Below are 20,748 nucleotides of genomic sequence, written 5' to 3'. Positions count from 1 at the left end.
ACTGTGTTGCCCTCTTGATGACCGCACTCAAATACCTCCAGGCCTATCCTGCCGCCCTGCAAGCCCAAGTGCAGCAATTGATCGCCCAGGACCGCCTGGGCGAATACCTGCAACAGCGCTATCCGGGTCGGCATCCGATCCAGAGCGACAAGGCCCTGTACGGATATGCGCTGGACCTCAAGCAGCAATACCTGCGTAACGCACCGGCCATCGACAAGGTGTTGTTCGACAGTCGCCTGGACCTGACCCACCGCGCCCTCGGCCTGCACACCGCGGTGTCGCGGGTGCAGGGCGGCAAGCTCAAGGCCAAGAAGGAGATCCGCATCGCGGCGCTGTTCAAGGACGCAGCGCCCGAGTTCCTGAAGATGATCGTTGTGCACGAGCTGGCGCACTTCAAGGAGTCAGACCACAACAAGGCCTTCTACCAACTCTGCGAACACATGCTGCCGGGCTATCACCAGTTGGAATTCGACCTGCGGGTGTACCTGACCTGGCGGGACCTGCAACCTCACAAGGAATGACCGGATGGACGTGAGCAAGACCAAGACCAGTTTCTATCGTCGCCTGTACGTGGCTTACCTGATCGACAGCGGCCTGGCCAGCAACGTCCCGGCGCTCACCGAAGCCACCGGCATGCCCCGGCGTACCGCCCAGGACACCATCGCCGCGCTGGCGGACCTGGATATCGTGTGTGAGTTCGAGCAAGAGGACGGCGCGCGCAACCATGCCGGGCGGTATCGGATCCGCGATTGGGGGGCGATCGATCGGGGGTGGATCGAGGGGAATTTGCCGCGGATCAAGGCGGTGCTTGAGTATCCCTGAATACTGGTTGTGTCTGGGCTGACGCCTTCGCGAGCAAGCCCGCTCCCACAGTGTGGTCTTCTGTGGGCACAAAATCTGTGTCCACCTCGGAACCCTTGTGGGAGCGGGCTTGCTCGCGAAGGGGATCTTAAGGACGATGCATGCCGATGTGTGGAATCCCATCCTCCATATACTCCACCCCCACCACTTCAAACCCATACCGCCCGTAATACCCCTGCAAATGCGCCTGGGCCGACAACGAGATCGATACGCCGGGCCAATGCTTCTCGGCCTGCTTGAGGGCCTTTTCCATCAGCGTATGGCCCAGCCCCTGGCCGCGTGCCTGTGGCGCGATGATCACGCGCCCGATCACCACGTCGCTGTTTTGCGAGTGCGGGTCGAGCAGGCGCAGGTAAGCCACCAAGTGGTTGTCGTGCCAGGCCATCAAGTGGCAGGTGTCGCCCTCCAGGTCCAGGCCGTCAACGTCCGGGTAGGCGCAGTTCTGCTCGACGACGAACACCTCGGCGCGCAGCTTGAGGACGGCATACAGCTGCTCCTTGCTCAGGTCAGTGTGATGTTTGCAGACCCATTCGATATCCATTTTTTGAATTTCCTGAAGAACCTGATGCCGATAGTAAGCGTGCTTGGCTCGGAAGTCTCTTGCTTGCACGACCCGAAAATCTGTGACAAAGACCAAAATGCCATCATTCCTTTGTCGCGGGACTGTCGTCTTTGTGTAATCTTCATGGCAGCGCTGCGCAGCGGTTCCAATGAGCTAATGTTAGGACCGGGTGTCCGAGGATGCCCGTTGGGTTTGGGCTAAAAACAAACCGGGCTTTGAACCCGTCAAGGATGTTTGGCATGCCGCGATTGCATCGAGCTCTTGCATTGATCGGGTTGCTGTTGCTGAGCTACGAGGCCTGTGCGCAGAAGTTGCGCCTGGTTGCCGATGCCTGGCCGCCCTTTACCGATTCCACCCTGGTCAATGGCGGCCTGGCGACCGACATCGTCAGCACGGCCCTGGCGCGGGCCGGTTATGCCACGGACTTCGAACAAGTGCCCTGGGCCCGGGCGATGCTGGGTATCGGCGAGGGCCGCTATGATGTGCTGATCAATGCCTGGTACAGCGAGGAGCGCACGCACATAGGCCGGTTCTCGGCCGAATACCTGCTCAACCGCGTGCGCTTCATCAAGCGCAAGGACGAAGCGATCCAGTTTGATAGCCTGCCCCAGTTGCGTGCGTATCCCATCGCCGTGGTGCGCGGTTACGCCTATTCCAAGGCGTTCGACGAAGACCCGAAAATGCAGAAAGTGCCGGTGCACAATTTCGCCATGGCGGTGCGCATGCTGGCGGCCGACCGGGTGAAGTTGACCCTGGAAGACGAGTACGTCGCCCGCTATTACCTGGCCCGTGAATCGCCCACGGTGCGCAGCGCCGTGGAGTTCCTGCCCAAGCCCTTGAGCGAAAACAGCCTGCACATCCTGGTCAGCCTGAAGAACCCGGAGCATGAGCAGATCGTGGCCGGGTTCGATCGGGCGATCGCGGCGATGAAGGCGGATGGGAGTTATGACCGGTTGCTCAAGCAACATGGTATGTGAGCTTAAATGTTGATTTGCCTGGACTGGCCTCTTCGCGAGCAAGCCCGCTCCCACATTTGGAATGCGTACTCCTGTGGGAGCGGGCTTGCTCGCGAAGGGGGCGGCCCATTCACCACAACCCTCAAGCCTCGCCAGTATCCTTGATCAGATGCGCCGCCAACGTGCGCAACGGCCCCAACTGCCGACAGATCAACCCCAATTGCGTCTGCACCAACCGCTGTCCTTCGTCGATCTCATCGGGCATCTGCTCCAACTCACTGGCCAGGGCTTCCTCTTCATCGCTCTGGATCGCGATCGGCTGTTTGCTTGCCAGGCCTTGTGCGATTTCGTCGATGCTCGCCGCCAGTTTCACCCCGGCACCGTCGATCAATTGTTCGCGTACTTGCGTCGGCAACTCGGTGCCGCGATGGGCGCCCAGGCCTGACAGGTAGCTGAGCAGGGTGTGGGACAGCACCAGGAAGCGGAAGCCCACGTCGGCTTCCTTGCGGAAGTGCCCCGGCTCCATCAGCATGTTGGCCAGCGTGGTGGACAGCGCGGCATCGGCGTTGTGGGCGTTGCGTCGGGCCAGGCGATAAGCCAGGTCGTCGCTTTTGCCGGCGGCGTATTGCTGCATGATCTGGCGCAGGTAAATGCTGTTGCAGGTCAGCGTGTTGGCCAACACCTTGTTCAGCCGCCGACCTTGCCAGTCGGGCAGGAACAGGAACACCGCCAGCCCGGCGATCAGGCTGCCCAGCAAGGTATCGAACAACCGTGGCAGCAGCAGCCCGTAGCCGTCGCCCACCTGGTTGAAGCAGAACAGCACCATGACGGTGATCGCCGCCGTCGCCAGGGTGTAGCGGGTGGTGCGGTTGGTAAAGAACACCACCCCGGCGGCAATGGCGAAGCACGATTGCACCAGCGGATTGGGAAACAGATCGAACAGCGCCCAGGCCACGGTCAGGCCGATGGCGGTGCCGATGATCCGCTGGCCGAGCTTGCGCCGGGTGGCGCCATAGTTGGGTTGGCAGACGAACAGCGTGGTGAGGATGATCCAATAGCCCTGGGACGGGTGGATCAGGTGCACCATGGCGTAGCCCACGCTCAGGGCCAGGGGCAAGCGCAGGGCATGGCGGAACAGCAGCGAGGTGGGCGTGAGCTGCGTACGCAAGCGCAGCCAGACGTCCTTGAGATTGCGCGGCGAGCGGTCCAGCAGGCTGCTGTCGGTGGCGTCGGCCAGGGCGTCGGGGTTGCTCGCGTCGCTGAGCAGGCGGTCCATGGTGCCCAGGTTCACCGACAGGGCTCGCAACGACCGCAGCAAGCCGCGCCAGGCCGGGTTGCTCTGGATGCGCAGGTGTTCGAGGGACGCGTGCAGGTCGTTGAGGGCTTCGGCAAAAGTATCGTCGTAGATGAATGGCTGGCGCAGTTGGATCGATTCGGCCAGCGCCTGGCAGGCCTTGCCTTGCTGGCGCAGCAGGCGTTGGCAGCGGAACAGCACGTCGCTGTGGAAGAACGCCTCGGCCAGGGCGTTGTAGGGATAGTGGGACGAGCTGGCCCGTTCGTGGATGTCCTGGGCCAGGAAGTACAGCTTCAGGTAGCGGCTGACCTTCGAGCCGGGCCGGCCATTGCCGACGCGGTGCAGGATGATTTCCTTCGCGCTGTTGAGCGCAGCGACCACCCGACCGTTTTGCTGGGCCAGCTCCAGGCGGCGTGCTTCGATGTCCAGTTGGCGGATCGGCTCCAGGAGCGATGATTTGAGCTTGAGGTAGCGTCCCAGTTCGCGAAACAGCCGCGCCAGGCTTTGCTGCACCGGCTGGTTGGAAAACAATGCCTGCCACACGACCGACAGCACGCCGTACCACGCGGCACCGGCGACCAATAGCAGGGGTTCGTGCCAGAAATCGTTGACGGCGACGCCGCGCTGGTCCACGCCGATCATGGTGTAGACCGAAAGAATCAGGGTGGCCGAGGCAATTGCGCCATAACGTTCGCCCAAGGCGCCAAGCATGGTCAGGCCGAATGCCGCCAGGGCCAGGGCGACGATGAACAGGATGGGGTACGGAAACAGCAACTCCACCGACAGCGCTGCGGTGCTGAAACACAGCAGCGTGACTGCCAGCGCATTGAGGCGGCCCTGCCAACTGTCGTCGGTCTCGGCCAGGGCGCTGGCGATGATGCCCAGGAACAAGGGAATCAGCAGCGCCATCTCGTCCAGGTACCAACACAACCCCATGCTGCCGGTCAGGGCGATGAAGACCCGCACGCTATAACTGAACTTATCCAACGCCCAAAGGCGACGCAAAGACTGGCTAAACGAGTTCGCTGACATGAAGTGCACGGGCCTGACGGGCAATGACGCTAAATTGAGGCAGTAATGACGCCGACGCAATGGCGGCGATCACATCTGGCAGCAAAAAGTGTTCCGATGTCCGCCGCCGAGCTACTGTGGGAGCGGGCTTGCTCGCGAAAGCGGTGTGTCAGCCGCTATTGAATTGCCTGATACACCGCCTTCGCGAGCAAGCCCGCTCCCACAGGGTTTATTACCCACATTCGAGTCGTGTCGGCTCAGACGTACTGCGCCGCCGCATACCCGGAAGCCCAGGCCCACTGGAAGTTGAACCCGCCCAGGTGCCCGGTGACGTCCAGCACTTCGCCGATGAAATACAGGCCCGGGCTTTTCAGCGACTCCATGGTCTTGGACGAGACTTCCCGGGTGTCGACGCCGCCGAGTGTGACTTCGGCGGTGCGGTAGCCTTCGGTGCCGGCAGGAACGACATTCCAGCTCGCCAGTTTCTCGGCGATGTCCGCCAGCTCCGCGTGGGTGTATTGCTTCATGGGTTTGGACACGAACCAAGTGTCGGCCAGCAGGTTGGCCATTTTCTTGGTGAACAATTCGCCCAGCAGGGTCTTGAGTTCGCTGTTGGGGCGTTCGGCCTGTTGCTGTTGCAGCCATTGCGGCACATCGTGGTCGGGCAGCAGGTTGATCTGCACCGTGTCCCCTGGTTCCCAGAACGAGGAAATCTGCAGGATCGCCGGGCCGCTCAGGCCGCGATGGGTGAACAGGATATTCTCGCGAAAACTCTGGTCGTTACAGCTCACCAGGCAATCTACCGAGGTGCCCGAGAGTTCAGTGCACAGGGCCTTGAGCTGATCGGTGATGGTGAACGGCACCAGGCCGGCGCGGGTCGGCAGCAGTTCGTGGCCAAACTGTTTTGCCACCTGGTAACCGAAGCCGGTTGCCCCGAGCGTGGGGATCGACAGCCCGCCCGTGGCGATCACCAGGGATTGGCAGGCGAGGGCGCCGAGGGTGGTTTGCAGCCGGTAGCCGTCGTCGGTTTTTTCGATCTGCGTGATCGAGGTGTCCAGGTGCAGGCTGACGCCGGCCTGGTCGCATTCATCCAACAGCAGGCCGAGGATGTCGCTGGACTTGTTATCGCAGAACAACTGGCCGAGCTTTTTTTCGTGATAAGGCACGCCGTGCTTGGCCACCAGCGCGATGAAATCCCACTGGGTGTAGCGGGCCAGGGCCGACTTGCAGAAGTGCGGGTTCTGCGACAGGAAATTGGCCGGCTCGGTGTACATGTTGGTGAAATTGCAGCGCCCGCCGCCCGACATGAGGATTTTCTTGCCGGCCTTGTTGGCGTGGTCCAGCAACATCACCTGCCGCCCGCGCGCGGCCGCGGTCAGCGCGCACATCAACCCTGCGGCGCCAGCGCCAATGATCACGACTTCGGTAGAGCGCAAAACGGTGTCCTCAATTTCGATGGTCGGCTGAGTATGGAGCTTTTGTGGCGAGGGAGCTTGCTCCCGCTCGACCGCGAAGCGGTCGCAAAACCAACGAATGCGAACTGTCTGAAGGCGCGCGTTGATTGCTCTTAGGGCTGCTGCGCAGCCCAGCGGGAGCAAGCTCCCTCGCCACAGAGTGAATCAACTGGAATCAGAGGATCCGCACCCGCAACGAGCGGCCCTTGATCTTGCCATCGTTCAAGCGCTGCAAGGCCTGTTTGGCGATGCCGCGTTCCACGGCCACGTAGGCCTGGAAATCGAAGATCGCGATCTTGCCGACCTGGGCGCCAGGGATGCCGGCGTCGCCGGTCAGGGCGCCGAGGATATCGCCAGGGCGGACTTTGTCCTTGCGCCCGGCGCCGATGCACAGGGTGCTCATGGCCGGCAGCAGCGGGCCGCCACCCTGGGGCTTGAGGTTGTCCAATTGGTCCCAGCTCAGCGGTGACTTCTGCAGTTGCTCGATGGCCTGGGCGCGGTGGGCTTCGGACGGCGCCACCAGGCTGATGGCGATGCCTTTCTCACCGGCGCGACCGGTGCGGCCGACACGGTGGATGTGGATTTCCGAATCCCGGGCCAGCTCGACGTTGATCACCATGTCTAGGGCGTCAATGTCGAGGCCGCGGGCCGCTACGTCGGTGGCCACCAGCACCGAGGTGCTGCGGTTGGCGAACATCGCCAGCACCTGGTCGCGGTCGCGCTGTTCCAGGTCGCCGTGCAGGCCGACGGCCGAGATGCCCTTGGCCGTCAGGTGGTCGACGGTTTCCTGGACTTGCTGCTTGGTGAAGCAGAACGCCACGCAGGAGGCCGGCCGGAAATGCGCCAGGACCTTGACCACCGCGTCCATGCGCTCCTCGGGGGAGATCTCATAGAAGCGCTGCTCGATCTGCGCATCGGAGTGCAGCGCCTCGGCCTTTACTTGCTGCGGGTTGCGCATGAACTTGGACGACAGTTGCTTGATGCCCACCGGGTAGGTGGCGGAGAACAGCAGCGTCTGGCGGCGTTCCGGGGTCTGCTGAATGATATCTTCGATGGCGTCGTAGAAGCCCATGTCGAGCATGCGGTCGGCTTCGTCGAGGATCAGCGTGTTGAGGCCGTCGAGCACCAGCGAACCCTTGCGCAGGTGCTGCTGGATGCGCCCCGGCGTGCCGACGATGATGTGGGCGCCGTGTTCGAGGGAGGCGATCTGCGGGCCGAAGGACACGCCGCCGCACAGGGTCAGGACCTTGATGTTGTCTTCGGCGCGGGCCAGGCGACGGATTTCCTTGGCGACCTGGTCGGCCAGCTCGCGGGTCGGGCACATCACCAGAGCCTGGCAGCCGAAGAAGCGCGGGTTGATCGGGTTCAGCAGGCCGATGCCGAAGGCGGCGGTCTTGCCGCTGCCGGTCTTGGCCTGGGCGATCAGGTCCATGCCCTTGAGGATCACCGGCAAGCTTTGCGCCTGGATCGGCGTCATCTGGGCATAACCGAGTGATTCGAGGTTAGCCAGCATGGCGGCGGACAGCGGCAAAGTATTAAAAGCGGTGGCAATGGTGGTCACGGGACTGGCCTGCAAAACAAAATGTCGCGCAGTGTAGCAGCCTCGTGCCACTTTCTTCGAAAGTTCTGGACGAGCTGTGGCGCAGTTCTGAAGTGGGCGAATTCCCTGTGGCGAGGGAGCTTGCTCCCGCTGGGGCGCGAAGCGGCCCCAAACCGGCCAACACGGTGCCCCTGGAAGTTCGCGTCGCCTGGATTGCGTCTGCTGCGCAGCCGAGCGGGAGCAAGCTCCCTCGCCACAAAAGCCCTGAAGCCTTAAAACCGTCCGAGTCCTACCTAGTGCTCGATATGCTCATCCGGCCGCTTGTCCCGCCGCCCATCCTGCTTCGACAACTGGGAAAAGATCGTCGCCGCCAGCATCGCCATGATCCCCACCGTCACGAACGTCAGTTGGAATGCGCCCAGCACCGTCTCCACCCCATCGTTGCCCACTTGGGCGGTAAAGCCGCCCAGCAGCGCGCCGGCGCAGGCCACGCCGAGGCTCAGGGACAGTTGCGCCACCACCGACAACAGGCTGTTGCCGCTGCTGGCGCTGGCGTCGTCCAGGTCGATCAGGGTCACGGTGTTCATCGCGGTGAATTGCAGCGAGTTGATCGCCCCCAGCACCGCCAGTTGCGCCAGCAGCAGCCAGTACGGCGTCTGTTCGCTGACCAGGCCCATGCTCGCCAGCATCAGGCCCAGGGCCAGGGTGTTGCTGGTCAACACGGCGCGGTAGCCAAAGCGTTCGATCAGCGGTCGGGCCACGGATTTGGCGACCATGGCCGCCGCCGCCAGGGGCAGCATGCTCATGCCGGCCTGGGACGGTGAATAACCCAGGGCGACTTGCAGCAGCAACGGCACCAGGAACGGCAAGGCACCGCTGCCCAGGCGCGCGAAGAGGTTGCCGAGAATACCGACGGCGAAGGTCCGGGTCTTGAACAACGACGGTGGAAACAGCGCATTTTCGACGTGCCCGGCCCGCAGCCAATAGGCCGCCAGGCAGGCCATGCCGCCGAACAGCAGCAACATCACCCGTAGGTGCGGCAAGTGCAGTTCACCCAGGCCTTCCATGGCGATGGTAATCAGCACCATCGCCGCGCCGAACAGCAGGAACCCCAGCCCATCGAACCGCGTGCGCTCGCTGCCACGCAGGTCGGGGATGAATTTCCACACCGCGTAGCAGCCGATCACGCCCACCGGCAGGTTGATGATGAAGATCCAGTGCCAGGTCAGGTATTCCACCATCCAGCCGCCCATGGTCGGGCCGATCAGTGGGCCGAGCAGGCCAGGGATCGTGATGAAACCCATGATCCGCACCAGTTCCGAGCGCGGATACGCCCGCAGCACCACCAGCCTGCCCACCGGCAGCATCAGCGCACCGCCCAGGCCTTGGACGACCCGGGCGCCGATCAGCATGCTCAACGAATTGGACAAGGCGCACAGCAGTGAGCCGAAGCTGAACAGCAGGATCGCCCCGAAGAAAATCTTCTTGGTGCCGAAGCGGTCGGCGATCCAGCCCGACGCCGGGATCAGCAACGCCACGGTGAGCATGTAGGCAATGATCACGCCTTGCATGCGCAGCGGGTTTTCCGCCAGGTCGCTGGCCATGGCGGGCAGGGCGGTGTTGAGGATGGTCCCGTCCAGGGACTGCATGAAGAAGGCAATCGCCACGACCCACGGAAGCCAGCGGGCGGTGACGGCGTCGAGCGGGGCGCGGTTGGGCATGGGACCTCTTGTATGAAAAGTGAACAATTACCTGGGGCGAGGGGATCTTTTAAAAAATGAACAGTTACCTGTGGCAAGGAAGCTCTTGTGGCGAGGGAGCTTGCTCCCGCTGGGGGGCGAAGCACCCCCAAAACCGGCCAACACGGTGTGCCCGAAAGATCGCGTCGCCTGGATTACGACTGCTTCGCAGCCGAGCGGGAGCAAGCTCCCTCGCCACAGGAGGTGGAAGCCACCTTCTTGATGCTACAGCGTCAAGGTCAACCGCTTCACCAACGCCCCCGGCAACAACATCGAGGCCGTGGCCCGCTGGCTGTAGGTGCTGGCCGAGAGCAGAAGTTCCCGCTCTCGGGTCAGCGCTTCGAGTTGCGAGCCCAGCAGGCTGTAGACGCTGTCGTCGAAACGCATCGTGCTGACCGGTGCCTGGATCTGGCCGTTCTCGACCCAGAACGTGGCGAAACGGGTCATGCCGGTCAGGCGTGCCGCCGGTTGGTCCGAGTAGTTCAGGTACCAGAGGTTGCTGATGTACAACCCTGTGCCAAGTGCTTCAAGGATGTACTTCTGCTCCAGTTGCCCGCCCTGCATGTCCAGCGCCGTGGGGTATTCGTAGCGGCTGGCGCCGTTGGCCGCGAGGCCGTATTCGGCGGCGCTGCGGGAGTTGACCAATTGTGCGTTGGCCATGCCCTTGGCGATCAGCCCCAGGTCGTCGCGGGGATAACCTTCGTCGGAAAACGCCGGGCTCAGGGAGCCGCTGACCTGCTCCGTGAGCCACACGTTGGGACTGAAGTGGGCTTCGCCAGCATAGAACTTCTGCAGCGGGCTCTGTTTGCTGGCAATGGCCTGGGCCGAGAACCCGCCCCAACTGAGCATGCCCATGATCTCTTCCAGGGCGGCCGGCGCCAGATAGGCGCGGTATTCGCCGGGCGGCAACGTGCGCAGCGGGCGGCCGAGAAACGCCAGTTGCTCGCGGGCCTGCTCGAAACGTTGGGCAAATCCTTCGCTGCTCCACACATGCCCGGCGTAGCTGGCTTTCACTGCCTGGCCGTTGTCATGGAACAGGCTGAAATCGAAGTTGAAGCTGTTGGCCTGATGCCAGCCGAACGCGCCCGAAGAACTGGCGAAACCTCGGCTGATGGGCCCGGCGGCGTAGAAGCCCACCAGGTCCAGGCCTTCGGCGGCGCGGGTGATTTCGGCAACGGCCTGCTCCGTCTCGGGCAGCGGATGGTCCTGCACATTGTTGCTCTGCCAGTGATGATGGTTGAGCAGCAGGTACGGATCGCGGGGCAGCAGCGGCAAGGTTTCGCGCAGTTGCTGCAAGCCTTCGGACAGGCGTTGCACATCGGCCTCGGGGTCGCCGGACAGCGTAATCTGCAAGTCGGCGTGGCGACCGTCGTCGATCAATTTGAAGCTGATATTGGCCTGCTGCACCTGCCCGGCCTGGCGGACCTTGCCGTGGTTGAAACGCACGAAGGCCGAGGATTCGGCGGCGTAGCCGAGGGTGAACTGTTCAGGCGTACGCAGGGCGCCGCGCAGCCAGTCGACCAGAACCTTGAATGCCTCGGCCTGATTATTGGTGGTGCTCATCAGGCATCTCCCCCAAACACATCAACATTGCTGAACACACAGGCTGGCGATGCATGGCCGACGCGGATGACCTGGTTCGGTTCGCCCTTGCCGCAGTTCGGCGTGCCAAGGACTTGCGAGGTGCTGGCGTCGCCCACGGCGCGCAGGCTTTTCCAGAATTGCGCGGAAATGCCTCGGTAGTTGGGGTTCTTCACCACGCCCTTGAGCTCGCCGTTCTCGATCAACTGGCCCCATTCGCAGCCGAACTGGAATTTGTTGCGGGCATCATCGATGGACCAGGAGCGGTTGGTGCGCATCAGCACGCCGTGCTCGATGCCCTGGATCAATTGTTCCAGGGATTGGTCGCCGGGCTCGATGTTCAGGTTCGCCATGCGGTCGATGGGCGGCCGATTCCAGCCGCAGGCGCGGCTGTTGGCGACACCGTCCAGGCCGGCACGGAATTGCGACAGTGCCCCGCCCAATGGACGCAGCAGCAGGCCTTCGCGAATCAGGAACTGCTTGCTGGCGGCGCTGCCGTCGTCGTCATGGCTGTAGCTTGCCAGTTCTTCGGGAATGTCCGGGTCGAAGGTTACGTTTAGCAGATCGGAGCCGTATTGCAGGTGGCCGAAATCGCTGGCCTTGACGAAGCTGGTACCGGCGTAATTGCGCTCATCCCCGAGGATGCGGTCCAGTTCCAGCGGATGGCCGATGGACTCGTGGATTTGCAGCATCATCTGGTCGGGCATCAGCAGCAGGTCGCGGGGACCTTGCGGGGTGTTCGGCGCCATCAGCAATTGCAAGGCCTGGTCGGCGATTTTCGGCCCGGCGCCGATCAGGCCGCAGCGGCTGATCACGTCGAAGCCGCCTTGTTGGCCGAAATTCTCCCGACCCAGGGTGCGGGTCTGGCTGTCGTGACCGTCGAAGGCGGTGACGTCCAGGGCCGGGTAGATGAAGCGTTGGGCCTGGCGCAGTTCAGCGCCGGCGCTGTTGAGGTAGATCTGCTCGACCTGGGTCAGGCCGATGCTGGCTTGCCAGTTCACCAGGCGTTCGTCCCGGGGCACCGCGGCCGATTCGTCGCCGAGCAGTTGGTAGCAGTCGCTCAACGGCGGGAAGGCCTGGTCGAAATGCGGCGAGAAGTAATCGGCGCGGTCGCTGGACACTGCTTGCCCGCGCAGGTCGAGCAGGGCATGGGGCTTGAGCTGGCGCGCGTGGTGCTCGGCGCGTTGCAGTGCTGCTTGCAGGCCGGCCTGGGACAGGTCGTTGGTGGCGGCATAGGCTTCGACCCCGTTGACCCGCACGGTGAGCATCGCACCTTCATCACGGTTCAGGCTGGGCGGTTCGGCGACGTTCTTGCGCACGGACAAATGCTGGCCGGATTCGCGCACATAACGCAGGGAAAAGAATTCGGCGCCCGTGCGCAAGGCAGCGAACCGCTGCTTGAGCCGGGGGTGGAAGTCGAACATGAAACCTCCTTGTCTGGAGTGGCGATGCAGCGAGGTGCGGCGCAGTGACGCGGTGGCTCTAGAGTAGGCCTGGGGTGGGGGAGGGATCAAGGCAGATGGGAATTTTGCGGTGTGGCAGTCAGAAAAAATAGGCTGAATGGGCTGGCCCCTTCGCGAGCAGGCTCGCTCTCACAGTGGGATTTTCAGTGGTCACAAAATCTGTGTTCGCCTCAGAACCCCTGTGGGAGCGGGCTTGCTCGCGAAGACGGCGGTACATTCAACATTGATGCAAGCTGACCCACCGCTTTCGCGAGCAAGCCCGCTCCCACAGTGGGTTTTTCAGTGGTCACAAAATCTGTGTCCACCACCCAACCCTTGTGGGAGCGAGCCTGCTCGCGAAGGCCGCGCCGCGGTCATGAGTCTTACTGCGTAGCGGTCGTCACTTCACGCAACGGCTTGCCGCGCACCGGCGCATTACCGGCCACGTAGTAAGGTGCGGTGCTGCGTGGCAGGGGCTTGCGACCGCGGATCTTGTCGGCGATTTTCTCGGCCATCATGATCGTCGGTGCGTTGAGGTTGCCGGTGGTGATGATCGGCATGATCGAGGCGTCGACCACGCGCAACCCTTCCATACCGTGCACGCGGCCTTCGCTGTCCACCACGGCCATGTCGTCGGTGCCCATCTTGCACGAGCAGGACGGGTGGAACGCGGTTTCGGCGTGCTCGCGAATGAACTGGTCCAGTTGTTCGTCCGTCTGCACCTCAATACCCGGGCTGATCTCGCGACCACGGAACGGATCGAGCGCCGGTTGCTGCATGATCTCGCGGGTCAGGCGGATGCCATCGCGAAATTCCTGCCAGTCCTGCTCGGTCGCCATGTAGTTGAACAGGATGCTCGGGTGCTGGCGCGGGTCCTTGGACTTGGCCTGGATCCGACCACGGCTGGGCGAACGCATGGAACCCATGTGTGCCTGGAAACCATGCTCCTTCACGCCATTGCTGCCGTTGTAGTTGATCGCCACCGGCAGGAAGTGGTACTGGATGTTCGGCCATTCGAAATCCGGGCGCGTGCGGATGAAACCGCCAGCCTCGAACTGGTTGCTGGCGCCGATGCCGGTGCCGTTGAACAGCCATTCGGCACCGATGGCTGGCTGGTTGTACCAGAGCAGCGACGGGTACAGCGAGACCGGTTGGGTGCAAGCGTATTGCAGGTACAACTCCAGGTGATCCTGGAGGTTTTCACCGACGCCCGGCAGATCGTGGACGACCGGGATGTCGAGGTTTTCCAGCAGCTTGGCCGGGCCGACGCCGGAGCGTTGCAGGATCTGCGGCGAGGCGATGGCGCCGGAGCACAGCAGCACTTCCTTGCGGGCCCGGGCTTCGACGCGCTCTTCAGCGGCGCCCACCAGGTAACGCACGCCGACCGCGCGCTTGCCTTCGAACAGGATCTTGTCGGTCAAGGCATGGGTGACAATGGTCAGTGTCGAGCGTTTCTTGGCGACGTCCAGGTAACCGCGGGCGGTGCTGGCGCGACGGCCGTTGGGCGTGACGGTACGGTCCATCGGGCCGAAACCTTCCTGCTGGTAGCCGTTGAGGTCCTCGGTACGGGGGTAACCGGCCTGCACGCCGGCTTCGACCATGGCGTGGAACAACGGGTTGTTGCCAGCCTTGGGCGTGGTCACGCTGACCGGGCCGTCGCCACCGTGGTAATCGTTCGGGCCGATGTCGCGGGTTTCGGCCTTGCGGAAATACGGCAGGCAATCGAGGTAGGTCCAGTCTTCCAGGCCCGGCAGCTTGGCCCAGTTGTCATAGTCCAGGGCGTTGCCGCGGATGTAGCACATGCCGTTGATCAGCGAAGAACCGCCCAGGCCCTTGCCGCGACCGCACTCCATGCGGCGGCCGTTCATGTGCGGCTCCGGGTCGGTCTCGTAGGCCCAGTTGTAGCGACGGCCCTGCAGGGGGAACGCCAGGGCAGCGGGCATTTGCGTGCGGAAGTCCAGGCGATAGTCCGGGCCGCCGGCTTCGAGCAGCAGGACGGTGACGCCTTCGTCTTCGGTCAGGCGGGTGGCCAGGGTATTACCGGCCGAGCCGGCACCGATGATGATGTAATCGAATTCTTGGGACATGAAATGCACCCTCTTTTTGAATTGGGTTCAGGTCGCGGTCATCGAGTGCCATATTCTCTGTGGCGAGGGAGCTTGCTCCCGCTCGGCTGCGTAGCAGTCGCAAACTGGGCGACCGTGTTCTATCTGGATGACCTTGAGGCCTGAGTCGGGGCCGCTTCGCGGCCCAGCGGGAGCAAGCTCCCTCGCCACAAAGGCCCCGGCCTCAGGCTCGGTGTCAGATCAGAACACCGACGTGTAATCGCCCAACTCGACCTGTACCGACTTGATGCGGGTGAAGTTGTTCAGCGAGCTGATACCGTTCTCACGGCCCACACCTGATTGCTTGTAGCCACCGACCGGCATTTCCGCTGCCGATTCGCCCCAGGCGTTGATCCAGCAGATGCCGGCTTCAAGCTGGTGGATCACGCGGTGGGCGCGGTTCAGGTCGCGGGTCACGACGCCGGCGGCCAGGCCGAAGTCGGTGTCGTTGGCACGGCGGATCACTTCTTCTTCGGTGTCGTAGGTGAGGATGCTCATCACCGGGCCGAAGATTTCTTCACGCACGATGGTCATGTCATCGGTGCAATCGGTGAAGACCGTCGGGGCGACAAATGCGCCCTTGGCGAATTCGCCTTCGGTCAGGCGACCGCCGCCGCACAGCAGGCGCGCGCCTTCGGCTTTGCCTTTCTCGATGTAGCCCAGCACGCTTTCCATGTGGGCGAAGCTCACCAGCGGGCCGAAATTGGTGTTTTCGTCTTCTGGGTTGCCGACGCGGATGCGCGCCACGCGCTCGGCGATCTTGGCTTCGAACGCGGCCTTGAGGTGGCTCGGCACGAACACGCGGGTGCCGTTGGTGCAGACCTGGCCGGAGCTGTAGAAGTTGGCCATCATCGCGGTGTCGGCGGCGCGATCCAGGTCGGCGTCGTCGAAGATGATCAGCGGCGACTTGCCGCCCAGCTCCATGGTCACGTCCTTGAGCGACGAGCTCGAGGCGCTGGCCATGACTTTCTTGCCGGTGTCGGTGCCGCCGGTGAAGGAAATTTTCTCGATGCGCGGATGCTCGGTCAGCCAGGTGCCGACTTCACGGCCGCTGCCGGTCAGGACGTTGAACACGCCCGCTGGAACGCCGGCTTCGGTGTAGATCTCGGCCAGTTTCAGCGTGGTCAGCGAGGTGACTTCGCTGGGCTTGAAGATCATCGCGTTGCCGGCGGCCAGGGCCGGTGCGGATTTCCACAGGGCGATCTGGATCGGGTAGTTCCACGCGCCGATACCGGCCACCACGCCCAGGGGCTCGCGGCGGGTGTAGACGAAGGATGTGGTGCGCAGCGGAACCTGCTCGCCTTCGATGGCAGGCACCAGGCCGGCGTAGTATTCCAGCACGTCGGCACCGGTGACGATGTCGACGTATTTGGTTTCGGAGAAGGATTTGCCGGTGTCCAGGGTTTCCAGGGCGGCCAGTTCATCGTTGCGCTCGCGCAGGATTTCCACGGCGCGACGCAGGATGCGCGAACGCTGCATGGCAGTCATGGCGGCCCAGACTTTCTGGCCCTTTTCGGCGCTGACCACGGCGCGCTCGACGTCTTCGAACGTTGCGCGCTGCACCAGGGCGAGTACTTCACCGTTGGCCGGGTTGATGGCTTCGAAAGTGGCGTCGCCGCTGGCATCGCTGTACGCGCCATCGATGTAGAGTTTTTGCAGTTCGAAACGGGCCATAAAGTCCTCGCAAGTGCATGAGTGGTTGGCTGGCCACCGAGCGTGTCGTTTATAGCTGACTACGCGCTGCGGTGACGGTTCAGGAGTCGAGCGGTTCTGTGTGCTCTGGCGCTCCTGTTTTGGCCAGTTGGAAATCCATGTATTCGTAAGCGATCTGGTGCGCCTGGGCGGTATCGAACGCGTCTCCCGACAGCGCGCCGCGCAGCCACAAACCGTCAATCAGCGCGGCCAGGCCCCGTGCCGCGCTGCGTGCCTGGTCAACGGGCAACACGCGGCGGAACTGGCAACACAGGTTGGAATACAGACGGTGATCGTTGATCCGCTGCAACCTGTGCAAAGACGGGTGATGCATGCTGGTGGCCCAGAAGGCCAGCCAGGTTTTCATTGCCGGGCCGTTGACCTGGCTGGCGTCGAAGTTGCCTTCGATGATCACCTTGAGGTGAGCCCGCGGACTCGAGTCCTCCAGCGCCTGCCGGCGCGCGGTGACGTTCTCGCTCAGGACGCTCATCAGGTACTGGGCCGTGGCCGCGATCAGGCCGTTCTTGTCCTGAAAGTAGTGACTGATGATGCCGTTCGAAACACCGGCCAAACGAGCGATCAGCGCAATGCTGGCGTCCCCCATGCCGACCTGATCGACCGCTTGCAACGTCGCTTCGATCAATTGTTGGCGGCGGATGGGTTGCATACCGACCTTGGGCATCTAGCACATCTCCTTAGGCCCGCAGGCGGACGAGTGCAGTCCGTCATGGCGAGGGCCAGTCTATTTTGTTTTGATTGAACGTTCAATCAACAAAAAATAAGTTCTATGACAAGTCGTCGCTATTTGCCGGGGCGAGGACTTTTGGGGATGTCTTTATAACACTCGTCGGTTGGCTGCCCACCCGTCGATTGGTTGAAATGAGGCGATGCAGCGAGCCCTTGTGGTGAGGGAGCTTGCTCCCGCTGGGTTGCGGAGCGACCCCAAACCGGCCAAGCACGATGTACCTGAAGGTTCGTGTCGCCTGGATTGCGACTGCTGCGCAGTCGAGCGGGAGCAAGCTCCCTCGCCACAGTTATCAGCATTCCAAGCCCAGTATCGGCATTCCAAGCTCAGTATCAGCATTCCAAGCCAGTACCAGCATTTCAAACCTGGTATGAGCATCAGCCTTGGAAGGCCCAAACAAAAAACGCCGCGATCATCTCGCGGCGTTTTTGTGTGCGGGGGGCTTAGCCCAGGTTCTTGCCGAGCAGTGCGTGGTACAGCTCGCTGTCGCCCAGGATCCCGACGACTTTCTGATTATCGTGGAGCACCAGTTTGTTGCCGGTCTGGTAGCGGATCTGCAACGCATCGCGCATGCCGATGTTGGAGTCCACCAGGGTCGGACGTCGGCCCAGGCCTTCGACCGCTTGGCCTGGAGCCCAGTTTTGCAGGTCCAGGGCCGCGCCGTTCTGCCGGGCGCCCTTGATGGTGTTGCCGTCGGCCAGGTCGAGCCAGGAGTCGCCGCCCGGGTCCAGGCACACCGAGCCGTTGATGCGCTTGCAGTTGTCCAGGGTGCGCATCAGGCTGCGGCCGCAGAGGACGTTGAGCGGGTTGGTGTGGGCGACGAAGGTGCGCACATAGTCGTCGGCCGGGTTCAGCACGATTTGTTCCGGCTTGCTGTACTGGATGATCCGGCCGTCTTTCATGATCGCGATACGGCTGCCCAGCTTCAGGGCTTCGTCGAGGTCGTGGCTGACGAACACGATGGTCTTGCTCAGCTTGCGTTGCAGCTCCAGCAGTTCGTCTTGCAGGCCTTGGCGGATCAAGGGGTCGAGGGCCGAGAACGGTTCGTCCATCAGCAGGATGTCGGCGTCCATCGCCAGGGCGCGGGCCAGGCCGACCCGTTGCTGCATGCCGCCGGACAATTCGTCGGGCTTCTTGTTGCGCCACTGGGTCAGGCCTACCAGCTCAAGCTTCTCATCCACCAGCTTCTTGCGTTCCTTCTCCGGTCGGCCCTGCATTTCCAGGCCGAAGCTGATGTTCTCGCGCACCGTCAGCCAAGGCATCAGGGCGAACTTCTGGAACACCATGGCGATGCGCTTGGTGCGCATCATCTTCAGCTCGGCGGGAGTGCAGGACGCAATGTCGATCTGCCGGCTTTCGTGCTCGACGAATAGCTTGCCGCGGCTGACGGTGTTCAAGCCGTTGATGCAGCGCAGCAGACTGGATTTGCCGGAGCCGGACAGGCCCATCAAGACACAGATTTCGCCTTTCTCGATGTCCAGGCTGGCTTTTTCCACGCCGACGATTTGCCCGGTTTTCTTCAGGATTTCGTTGCGGGTCATGCCCTGGTCGAGCAGCTTGAGGGCCTCGCGAGGGTCCCTGGCGAAGATCACGTCAACGTCTTCAAAGCGAATTATGCTCATGCGTCACCCCCTACTTTGGCGTCGGGTTGTTTGCAGATTCGGTCGAGCATGATCGCCAGCAGGACGATCGCCAGGCCGGCTTCGAAGCCCAGGGCGATATCGGCGGTGTTCAATGCGTTGACCACGGGTTTGCCCAGGCCATCGGCGCCCACCAGCGCGGCGATCACCACCATCGACAACGACAGCATGATGCACTGGGTGATACCGGCGGCGATGCTTGGCATGGCGTGGGGCAGTTCGATGCGCGACAGGAGCTGGCGACGGGAGCAGCCGAAGGCTTTACCGGCGTCCATCAGTTCGTCCGGAACGTCGCGGATGCCCAGGTAGGTCAGGCGGATGGGCGCGGCAATCGCGAACACCACCGTGGAGATCAGGCCCGGGACCACACCCAGACCGAACAGGGTCAGGGTAGGAATGAGGTAAACGAAGGTCGGTACGGTCTGCATCAGATCGAGCACCGGACGCATCATCGTGTAGAACATCGGCTTGTGCGCGGCAACGATGCCCAGCGGCACGCCGATCAGTACGCAGACCAGGGTCGCGAACAGCACCTGGGCGAGGGTTTCCATGGTCTCTTGCCAGTAACCCAGGTTGAGAATCAGTAGAAAGGACGCGATGACAAATACAGTCAGGCCCCATTTGCGCTGGATGAAGTGCGCCAATAGCGCAATGAGGCCGATCAGGGCCAGGGGGTTGAACCAGGTCAGCGCAAACGTCACGCCGTGAATCATCGTTTCCAGGAACAGCGCGATTGCGTCGAAGGTGTTGGCGCCGTTTTGCGTCAACCATTCGACAAAGCCCGCGATGTACTGGCCCAAGGGTATTTTCTGATCAATAAGCATGGTAGTGAACGTCCGCATGCAAGGGAATAAACAGCCCGGGCGAGCGAACTCGCCCGGCATAACATAAGCAGTTATTGCGCAAGCTTGGCTTTCACGGCCTCCAGGCCAGGTTTACCGTCAATGGTGGTCACGCCAGCGAGCCAGGTATCGAGTACCTGTGGGTTTTTCTTCAGCCAGGCCTTGGCGGCGGCCTCAGGTTTCATCTTGTCGTCGAGCACGTTGCCCATCAGCGTGCTTTCCATGTCGACGGTGAACTCCAGGTTTTTCAACAGCTGGCCAACGTTGCTGCATTCCTGGCTGTAGCCCTTGCGGGTGTTGGTCGCCACGGTCGCGGCACCGAAGTCGGGGCCGAAGAAATCGTCGCCGCCGGTCAGGTACTGGATCTTGAAACGGGTATTCATCGGGTGTGGCGCCCAGCCGAGGAACACCACGTCGGTGCCACGCTTGGCGGCGCGATCGACCTGCGAGAGCATGCCCGCTTCACTCGACTCGACGACTTTGAAGCCGGCGTCCTTCAGGCCGAAGGCGTTCTTTTCGATCATGCTCTGGATCAGGCGGTTGCCGTCGTTGCCCGGCTCGATGCCGTAGATCTTGCCGTCGAGTTCTTTCTTGAATTTGGGAATGTCGGCGAAGTCTTTCAGTCCCTTCTCATAAAGGCCCTGGGGCACTGCGAGGGTGTACTTGGCGCCCTTGAGGTTGGTGCGCACGGTTTCCACGGTGCCGGCTTCGCGGTAGGCCTTGATGTCGTTTTCCATGGTCGGCATCCAGTTGCCGAGGAACACGTCCATGTTCTTGCCATCGGCCAGGGACTTGTAGGTCACCGGCACGGAAATCATGGTGGTCTTGGTCTTGTAGCCCAGCGCATCCAGCACCACGCTGGTGGTCGCCGTGGTCACGGTAATGTCGGTCCAGCCGACATCGGAGAAGTTGACGGTGCTGCACTTTTCGGGTTCTGCGGCGTTGGCCAGCATCGGAAGACTCAGCATGGCGGCCAACAACAACGGCTTGGAACCTTTCATGGGTGGACTCCTGGTGTTTTATCGGCGGTGTCCGGTCAGGACAACCGCGCTTATGGATGTTGCGGTTGGTGGCGCGTGGGCACTCTTCTGACACGCGGCCTTGCAAACGAGCCGTAACCGATCATGTACCAGTGCAAATCTGACGCCTACAGGGTGGGTCGTATCCAGTACAGGGATGGTCGCATCCAGTGTCGGTGACGTCGTTTACAGATTTTTTCCGCCCCCGATGGACCTCTGACACGCAGAAAAACGCCGCAAAACCGGGGGCAGGGAGGGGCGGCGT

Annotated in this window: 16 protein-coding genes; 3 read left to right on the top strand and 13 right to left on the bottom strand. The window is 62.4% G+C overall.

Going from position 1 to position 20,748, the window contains the following annotated elements:
• Positions 1–17 precede the first annotated feature (17 nt).
• A complete protein-coding gene (locus tag HU767_RS08020) occupies positions 18–521 on the top strand; it encodes a M48 family metallopeptidase (protein ID WP_186707108.1) in 504 nt (167 codons plus the stop codon).
• A 4-nt stretch (positions 522–525) separates the two neighbouring features.
• Positions 526–822: a winged helix-turn-helix domain-containing protein gene (locus tag HU767_RS08015; protein ID WP_186707109.1), complete on the top strand. Its 297-nt coding sequence runs from the start codon at positions 526–528 to the stop codon at positions 820–822.
• A 127-nt stretch (positions 823–949) separates the two neighbouring features.
• On the opposite strand, the gene HU767_RS08010 is transcribed toward HU767_RS08015, so the two are convergent.
• Positions 950–1,402: a GNAT family N-acetyltransferase gene (locus tag HU767_RS08010; RefSeq protein WP_186707110.1), complete on the bottom strand. Its 453-nt coding sequence runs from the start codon at positions 1,400–1,402 to the stop codon at positions 950–952.
• Between the two features lie 260 nt (positions 1,403–1,662).
• Here HU767_RS08010 and HU767_RS08005 point away from each other — a divergent pair, with 260 nt between their 5' ends.
• Positions 1,663–2,400 carry a transporter substrate-binding domain-containing protein gene (locus tag HU767_RS08005; protein WP_186729184.1) on the top strand — a complete coding sequence of 246 codons (738 nt, stop codon included), beginning with the start codon at positions 1,663–1,665 and terminating at the stop codon, positions 2,398–2,400.
• Between the two features lie 121 nt (positions 2,401–2,521).
• Here the strand turns inward: HU767_RS08005 and yccS are convergent, their stop codons facing one another.
• The 12 genes from yccS to HU767_RS07945 form a co-directional block, all read right to left on the bottom strand.
• Positions 2,522–4,705, bottom strand: coding sequence for a YccS family putative transporter (yccS, locus tag HU767_RS08000; protein WP_186707112.1), 2,184 nt, complete (start codon positions 4,703–4,705; stop codon positions 2,522–2,524).
• A 236-nt stretch (positions 4,706–4,941) separates the two neighbouring features.
• Entirely contained in the window at positions 4,942–6,120 is a 1,179-nt protein-coding gene (locus tag HU767_RS07995; protein WP_186729182.1) for an NAD(P)/FAD-dependent oxidoreductase, read from the bottom strand.
• Positions 6,121–6,313: 193 nt separating this feature from the next.
• The gene (dbpA, locus tag HU767_RS07990; protein ID WP_238349432.1) at positions 6,314–7,651 is read right to left on the bottom strand and encodes an ATP-dependent RNA helicase DbpA; all 1,338 of its coding nucleotides are present in this window, start codon (positions 7,649–7,651) and stop codon (positions 6,314–6,316) included.
• A 320-nt stretch (positions 7,652–7,971) separates the two neighbouring features.
• A complete protein-coding gene (gene mdtD / locus HU767_RS07985; RefSeq protein WP_186707115.1) occupies positions 7,972–9,399 on the bottom strand; it encodes a multidrug transporter subunit MdtD in 1,428 nt (475 codons plus the stop codon).
• Between the two features lie 243 nt (positions 9,400–9,642).
• The gene (locus HU767_RS07980; RefSeq protein ID WP_186707116.1) at positions 9,643–10,980 is read right to left on the bottom strand and encodes a TldD/PmbA family protein; all 1,338 of its coding nucleotides are present in this window, start codon (positions 10,978–10,980) and stop codon (positions 9,643–9,645) included.
• Complete coding sequence (locus tag HU767_RS07975) at positions 10,980–12,422, bottom strand: TldD/PmbA family protein (protein ID WP_186729178.1); 1,443 nt, start codon at positions 12,420–12,422, stop codon at positions 10,980–10,982. The genes HU767_RS07980 and HU767_RS07975 overlap by 1 nt, the downstream gene beginning before the upstream one ends.
• A 401-nt stretch (positions 12,423–12,823) precedes the next feature.
• On the bottom strand, positions 12,824–14,527 hold the full coding sequence (gene betA, locus HU767_RS07970; RefSeq protein WP_186707118.1) for a choline dehydrogenase: 1,704 nt from the start codon (positions 14,525–14,527) through the stop codon (positions 12,824–12,826).
• Positions 14,528–14,746: 219 nt separating this feature from the next.
• Positions 14,747–16,219, bottom strand: a complete 1,473-nt coding sequence (gene betB / locus HU767_RS07965) for a betaine-aldehyde dehydrogenase (RefSeq protein ID WP_186729176.1) — start codon at positions 16,217–16,219, stop codon at positions 14,747–14,749.
• Positions 16,220–16,298: 79 nt separating this feature from the next.
• The gene (betI, locus tag HU767_RS07960) at positions 16,299–16,919 is read right to left on the bottom strand and encodes a transcriptional regulator BetI (protein WP_186707120.1); all 621 of its coding nucleotides are present in this window, start codon (positions 16,917–16,919) and stop codon (positions 16,299–16,301) included.
• Positions 16,920–17,425: 506 nt separating this feature from the next.
• On the bottom strand, positions 17,426–18,604 hold the full coding sequence (gene choV, locus HU767_RS07955; RefSeq protein WP_186707121.1) for a choline ABC transporter ATP-binding protein: 1,179 nt from the start codon (positions 18,602–18,604) through the stop codon (positions 17,426–17,428).
• On the bottom strand, positions 18,601–19,446 hold the full coding sequence (gene choW / locus HU767_RS07950) for a choline ABC transporter permease subunit (RefSeq protein ID WP_014340605.1): 846 nt from the start codon (positions 19,444–19,446) through the stop codon (positions 18,601–18,603). Before choW ends, choV begins: the two co-directional genes overlap by 4 nt.
• A 71-nt stretch (positions 19,447–19,517) precedes the next feature.
• The gene (locus HU767_RS07945) at positions 19,518–20,465 is read right to left on the bottom strand and encodes a choline ABC transporter substrate-binding protein (RefSeq protein WP_186707122.1); all 948 of its coding nucleotides are present in this window, start codon (positions 20,463–20,465) and stop codon (positions 19,518–19,520) included.
• Positions 20,466–20,748: the final 283 nt, after the last annotated feature.

It is taken from the genome of Pseudomonas sp. SWRI179, from assembly GCF_014268705.1.
GTDB lineage: Bacteria > Pseudomonadota > Gammaproteobacteria > Pseudomonadales > Pseudomonadaceae > Aquipseudomonas > Aquipseudomonas zanjanensis.
The sequence above is the reverse complement of the archived record's forward strand: the minus strand, read 5'-3'. Positions and strand labels throughout refer to the sequence as shown.